The organism is Bacillus manliponensis (assembly GCF_000712595.1).
Classification (GTDB): Bacteria; Bacillota; Bacilli; order Bacillales; family Bacillaceae_G; genus Bacillus_A; species Bacillus_A manliponensis.
Genome location: NZ_JOTN01000049.1, coordinates 1 through 5,699, shown reverse-complemented (window position 1 = coordinate 5,699; position 5,699 = coordinate 1). Strand labels below are relative to the sequence as shown.

The window sequence follows — 5,699 nt, the reverse complement described above, 5'->3', positions numbered from 1 at the left end:
TAAAGGGGATAGTTATATGTTTAAAAAATTAGTAGTAGGTGCATTAGCAACTGGAATGGCATTAACAGGAGGTATGGGAGCTTCAGCTGCAGCTCTAGATAATACGAATACTATACCAATTGCACAAGAATCTAAATCAGTAAAACTATTATCATCAACTAATAATGAATATGGTTTTACATATACTTATGATGCGAACCGTGGTGTTTATAAAACTTATGATTTCTATAGTTCAACAGGTAATTTTGCAAACACTTTTACCAGTGAAGGAATTCGATGGCATTTTAAAGGGGTTGTTGAGGAATTACCATGGGGTGCTAAATATGGTCATTATGAAGGCGTATATGTAGGAAGATAAAAGGTTTTCATCAAAAGACACTTATACGAGTGTCTTTTCTATTTATCTATTATATTCCTCGGCATTTCTCGTTCCCTGATTACATCAGCTTTGACTTCTCCGTGTTCTCCATAAATAGGCTCAATGATTATGAATGTACTGTTCTTTTTTTCTTATCCGAAAACAATAATATGACTCTTTTTGTGTTATAACTTCTTTATAAAATAAAACAAGTATCCTTGGCCTGAATACTTGTTTTAGCTGTATTGCTGGGAATTAAGAATTTAAAAAATCAGGTGTGCTTCTATAAGGTCCAGTATCAGAGTTGTTGTAATCAGGCGCTTTAATAAAGTGTAAACTCATTGATCAATTAGTATTAAAGGTGAATCCTATTATGGTTGGTACCGGGGTTTCTCTATTTGGTAGTGTAAAGCCGTGCTTTGCATTAAATTTAGTGGAAGTGAAGGAATATACTAGCGGGGTTATTAAGTCTACTTATAATATCATTTATGATTAAGGTCATTGCGGAAGAGTAATATTGTATCACTCTTCAAAAATCATATACTTCCTATCTCCTGGATAATTCAATACAATAACTTTTCAATCTCCTTTTTGAAATTCAAGTGTATGGCCATTTTCACCGAGAAACTTCCAACCTTTTGCTTCGTTGATGCGGATGAGGCTATAGTATGTGTATGTATTTGGGTGATTATCTTGAATGTGGATAGCGGTGAGAGGTACAGGGAAATCGTGTATTTTTGATTCTTTTGTTGCAAAAATAACAACTAAGGTCATCGTTAATATACTTATGAATAATATTCGTTTTTTGGTGAATTTCATTTTTGATCTCCAATTATTATGTTTGAGATTTTCAATAATAAAAGACAGGAGTTTTGCTCACTGTCTTTTATTTATGGATATATTTTATCCCGCATTAACGGGCTGTAAAACTCCCACCTCAAAACTTGAAAAAAAGCGAAGAAGTTTAGGTGGGAGATTAAAAGTCCGTAAAAGCCCGATTGGTTCAACTAACACTCAGTGGGGGATGAAGAAAACCCCACTGAGTGAAGTTTCACTTTATAATGCTTTGCTGATAGTTATTTCTTTCCCGTCTTTACGCCACTCTTTAAATTCAGCTGTTGCTGTGAACAGTACGTCTGTGGATGAGTTAAGTGCCGTTTCGAAAGAATCTTGTAATACCCCTATGATAAATCCTACTCCGACTACTTGCATCGCAATTTCAGGTGGGATTCCAAATAAGCTACATGCAAGGGGAATTAGTAACAAGGATCCACCAGCAACCCCTGAAGCACCGCAAGCACATACAGCTGCCAGTACGCTGAGGATGATTGCTGTAGGGATGTCCACTTGAATGCCAAGTGTATGGACCGCTGCAAGTGTTAAAACGGAAATCGTAATAGCAGCACCGCCCATATTAATTGTTGCACCTAATGGGATGGATACGGAATAGGTATCCTTATCCAAACCTAGCTTTTCACATAATTTTATATTTACAGGAATATTTGCAGCAGAGCTTCTTGTAAAGAATGCTGTCATAGCACTTTCCTTTAAGCATGTAAACACAAGTGGGTAAGGATTTTGACGTATACATACGAACACGATGATTGGATTGACAACTAAAGCTAGGAAAAGCATACAACCAAGTAAAACAGCGAGTAATTTCCCATAGCTTAGTAACGATTCAATTCCATTTGTAGTAATAGATTCAATAACTAGACCCATGATTCCTAGTGGTGCAAGTTTAATAACCCATGTAACGATTTTTGATACTGCATCTGAGACATTAGAAATCACCGTTTTTGTTGTATCAGAAGCATTTCGCAGAGCCAATCCAAGCAGTACTGCCCAAGATAAAATACCGACATAGTTCGCGTTATAAATTGCTTTCACTGGATTATCAACAATGTTCAGCAATAATACTTTGAGAACCTCTACAACACCGCCAGGGGCAGTCACATCTTCAGCACCTTTTGCGAGTGTTAAGCTTACAGGAAAAATAAAACTTACAATAACAGCGATTAATCCAGCTAAAAAGGTTCCTAAAAGGTATAAGAAAATAATCGATTTCATATTCGTTTGATGACCACTCTTGTGTTGTGCGATTGCTGACATAACTAAGAAGAGTACCAATACAGGTGCAATTGCTTTCAGAGCACCTACGAATAAAGAGCCTAAAATGACAAGAGGTTTTGCTACTTCTGGGATTGTTATAGATAGAATAATACCAATAATCAAACCGATAATAATTTGTTTTACTAAACTTAATTGACCCCATTTTTTCAATACATTGTTCATAAATATTCCCCCCCATTTGTTTAAGATAAATTACAGCATTGATAGTATAGAATTATGCATTTCTCACAACCCCATCATAAAATTAAATTTTTTTCAGGAGGTCTTCGAAAATTCTCTTAGTGGAAATATTCAGATAATTAAAGTTATAAGGATGGCCATATTCATCACATTCCACTTTATAGAGAAAACTATGTTTCTAATAAATAGTATTATAATGATTATTGTCATATATAACAATATTATTTATTTTATTTTTAGAAATATCTTAATTATCGAATTGTAAAAAGGGAAGCTAACGGTACTGTTTATATTTCTTCAAATACAAGTGTATGACCATTCTCACGGAGAAAATCCCAATCCTTTGCTTTGTTAATGCGGATGAGGCTATAGTGTATATGTATTTGGGTAATTATCTTTAGTATGGATAGCAGTAAGAGGTACAGGGAAATCATTTATTTTTGATAATTGTTGTATCAATCTGCAGTCAGGATATACAAAATGATAAAATTGATAATGAGATTAATAAAGGTGTGAGAGTATTGGATCAAACGCAAGTAATGGTGTATTTCGAGTTGTACGGAGAAGATTTTCCGTTAGAAATGGTTTCCGAACAATTGGGAATCACTCCAACAGAAAGTTATAAAAAGGGTGACATCATTAGAAAAATAAGTGAAACTGAGAACCACACGAGAAGTTGTTCATGTTGGCAACTAGGTACGGGATATCAGGAATCACTGGATGTAGGAGAATTGATGGAGCAAGTGATTGGGCAGATAAGAGATAAGGCATCCATTATCAATGAACTCAAAAGAGAATTTGGATTACAATGTAGGTTCACGATTGTCATCAAAATGAATGATGGTCATACACCAGCTTTTTATTTAGATATTCCTGTAATTGAATTTGCTAACAGCGTTAAAGCGGATGTGGACATTGACTTATATGCCAATCCTTATGGTGAGGAGATAAAGTGAAACTTCACTCAGTGGGGGGGGTCTTCATCCCTCACTGAGTGTTAGCCCGACCAATCGGGCATTTACGGGCTGTTAATCTTCCACCTAAACTTCTTCGCTTTTTCTTAAGTTTTGAGGTGGGAGTCTTACAGCTCGTTAATGCGGGATAAACGGTTAAAAAGATTTACTAAAGCCAAATTTAAAAAACGGTAAGTACATATTCAGATTCAGACGTGACCCATATAAAAGAAGATACATTTCAAAAAATACAAAACAGATCAAGCAGAAAGAATTTTAATCAAGAAAACCTACCACAAAAACATCAGTGTCCACATGTTCAACATGTGGACACTTTTTAATATCCTCAAGCCGTCTTCCGCACATCCTTCTCTCTCTTCCTTGTCTCTGGAAACGTAGCGACCAATAAAATATATAAACTTGAAGCGGCAATCCAGAAAATCATCGATGGTGTATAACCCATCGCTCCTAACATGTAGCTCCAAATGATCGTTGTAATTGTTTGGCCAGCGTAGGCGATTGCCCAGAAGAGTCCGAACATAATTGTGAGCCGCTGCGGCGTCATCCCTGGTAGTTCGTGAGGGAGGTTTAAAAAGATTGGGTACTGAATGAACATGATAAAGCCTGATATTGCAATACACGCGTAGGAAAGAAGCGGCAGTGTATTAGCGAAAAATAATGCAATTACGAATGAGCCAACCATTCCGATGCCGGAGAGGATAAGTGTTGGTCTTCGTGGTATTCCTTTGTTTCCGATAGCAATGCCGGCGAATGTGCCGAGTATGCCAAATCCGGAAATTAGTAAGTTTGTGACAGAGCCGTTTAGCAGTGTGTATTTTTCAAAAACAGCTTTCATGCTTACGAGTGATAGTACATATAACGTTAAGAAGGAGGCAAATGCAAGGCCATAGCGCCATAAGAATGCGTCCTTAAATGCGTCTTTGTATCCGAATGTTTCACCTTCATTATCTTCATTCACTTCAAAGTCTTCTGCTTTCCATATCCAAGCGATGAAGAATAAGACCGTTAAGGAAGCGAAGCACGTTAAAGTTGTGCGCCAATCGGCGATCATTTGCGTCGCAAAGGTGGTAAATAAAACGGCAACGATGAATGCGCCTGTATTGTAAGCAACCGTATTGGCAGCGTTAATACGCAGTTTTGTTTTTGAGTCTGTAATGTAGTGTGCAACAACTGGGTTCATGTAGACGATTACCATTGAACCACCAACAGCCATGAACATCCTTGCGACTGTGTATGCCCAGTAATTTGGTAAGTAAATCGCGACGAGCCCCATCATTAATAGTCCAATCGCTACGCCAGCTGCTTTTTTAGGACCGAGCTTCATGAGTACAATCGCAGCTAATATATTCGCAAATACACGAGCTGTTGTGATGGAATAGTTGACAACTTCTGAAACGAGCGGGGCAACTGGGCCGCCGAAAAAGGTGTCAGTGATTTGTGGCGATAAAGAGGAGCCAGCTACCCAGTTCATAGAGAAGGTAACATAGGCAAGCCACAAAATCGCCATCATAAAATATCCTTTTTTTGAATGATGTATTGTGTTCATAATTTCACCCTATCTCATTGATTCAATCATCACGACTTACGATAGGTTTTGTTATTCATGCAAGAGATATACGTATGTCCTTATAAGCCCCTATGAAGCCCCTTGCAAGTAATAAATCATTACAAAAACAAAACAAAAAACTACTACAGAAAAAATGTCGTCGTAATCTTTTCATTTCATTACCAGATTTTCGTTCTCAGCCTTATTTATAAGTTGGAATCTAAAAAGGCGGGAGGAATATGTATGGCAGTATACCGAAATGTGCAGGTGAATTTTTGGCAAGATGACTTTGTGCTAGATTTAACGCCGGAGGAGCGCTACTTTTACAAATTCTCCGAGTGAGAAAGCCCAACTCCTTTAGGGGTGGGGTGACAGCGAGGTCGGGATAGGGCGTGGCTTTTGCCATGTCAAAAGCCGAATTTCAACTATTTTTCGTATGCCTATTTGTCATTTTCTGTAATTTTTCTGTTATACATCCATGTATAAAGTGAGGTATAATTCATGTATA

At 37.2% G+C, this 5,699-nt stretch carries 5 protein-coding genes and 2 pseudogenes; 4 read left to right on the top strand and 3 right to left on the bottom strand.

What is annotated here, in order from left to right; all coding sequences use genetic code 11:
- Nucleotides 1-16 precede the first annotated feature (16 nt).
- On the top strand, nt 17-358 hold the full coding sequence (locus tag BAMA_RS22920) for an LCI fold-containing protein (RefSeq protein ID WP_034644302.1): 342 nt from the start codon (nt 17-19) through the stop codon (nt 356-358).
- A gap of 313 nt (nt 359-671) precedes the next feature.
- Nucleotides 672-854, top strand: a pseudogene (locus tag BAMA_RS24340) (dihydrofolate reductase family protein); the annotation flags it as partial.
- Nucleotides 855-937: 83 nt separating this feature from the next.
- Here the strand turns inward: BAMA_RS24340 and BAMA_RS22915 are convergent.
- Nucleotides 938-1,177 (bottom strand): hypothetical protein, encoded by a 240-nt coding sequence (locus tag BAMA_RS22915; RefSeq protein ID WP_084158095.1) that lies wholly within the window; start codon nt 1,175-1,177, stop codon nt 938-940.
- Between the two features lie 237 nt (nt 1,178-1,414).
- On the bottom strand, nt 1,415-2,653 hold the full coding sequence (gene sstT / locus BAMA_RS22910; protein WP_034644301.1) for a serine/threonine transporter SstT: 1,239 nt from the start codon (nt 2,651-2,653) through the stop codon (nt 1,415-1,417).
- 539 nt (nt 2,654-3,192) lie between these two features.
- Between sstT and BAMA_RS22905 the strand changes: the two genes are divergently transcribed.
- A complete protein-coding gene (locus BAMA_RS22905) occupies nt 3,193-3,627 on the top strand; it encodes a DUF4279 domain-containing protein (protein ID WP_034644304.1) in 435 nt (144 codons plus the stop codon).
- 343 nt (nt 3,628-3,970) lie between these two features.
- On the opposite strand, the gene BAMA_RS22900 is transcribed toward BAMA_RS22905, so the two are convergent.
- Nucleotides 3,971-5,191 carry an MFS transporter gene (locus BAMA_RS22900; protein ID WP_034644299.1) on the bottom strand — a complete coding sequence of 407 codons (1,221 nt, stop codon included), beginning with the start codon at nt 5,189-5,191 and terminating at the stop codon, nt 3,971-3,973.
- 92 nt (nt 5,192-5,283) lie between these two features.
- On the opposite strand from BAMA_RS22900, the pseudogene BAMA_RS25325 reads away from it, so the two are divergent.
- A pseudogene (locus tag BAMA_RS25325) lies at nt 5,284-5,518 on the top strand (DnaD domain-containing protein); the annotation flags it as partial.
- Nucleotides 5,519-5,699 lie beyond the last annotated feature (181 nt).

Excerpts from the sequence above, each read along its gene's own strand:
- BAMA_RS22920 (WP_034644302.1), top strand. The coding sequence starts at position 17 with ATGTTTAAAAAATTAGTAGTAGGTGCATTAGCAACTGGAATGGCATTA.
- BAMA_RS22915 (WP_084158095.1), bottom strand. The coding sequence starts at position 1,177 with ATGAAATTCACCAAAAAACGAATATTATTCATAAGTATATTAACGATG.
- sstT (WP_034644301.1), bottom strand. The coding sequence starts at position 2,653 with ATGAACAATGTATTGAAAAAATGGGGTCAATTAAGTTTAGTAAAACAA.
- BAMA_RS22900 (WP_034644299.1), bottom strand. The coding sequence starts at position 5,191 with ATGAACACAATACATCATTCAAAAAAAGGATATTTTATGATGGCGATT.